Source organism: Burkholderia sp. Ac-20344, assembly GCF_017104975.1.
In the GTDB taxonomy this organism is placed as follows: domain Bacteria; phylum Pseudomonadota; class Gammaproteobacteria; order Burkholderiales; family Burkholderiaceae; genus Burkholderia.
Map to the genome: position 1 here is coordinate 1 of NZ_JAAGPP010000420.1, position 254 is coordinate 254.

Annotated in this window: 1 protein-coding gene; it reads right to left on the reverse strand. The window is 59.4% G+C overall.

The annotated features are described in order from the left end of the window. Window positions 1-155 precede the first annotated feature (155 nt). On the reverse strand, window positions 156-254 hold a 99-nt coding region (locus G3N64_RS39505; protein ID WP_205784712.1), incomplete at its 5' end, for an IS3 family transposase.

Sequence of the window (254 nt, forward strand, 5' to 3'; positions counted from 1 at the left end):
CTTCCCTGAATCACACGCCCGCTGAACCGGTTCGTCGGCGCCCGGGCCGTCCTCGAAGGAGCTCATCCGATCACATCACCGGCTGATCACCGTCCGAACAGGGTGGGGAATTTTACTTCGACACTTCGGGGGTGCGGCTAGAATCTTGGACTGGTTTATGCCGCGAGCCCGAGGCGCTCCCGGTATTCGAGCGGACTCAGTGAGCCAAGCGAGATCTTAATCCGCTTGGCGTTGTACCAGCGGATGTAAGAATC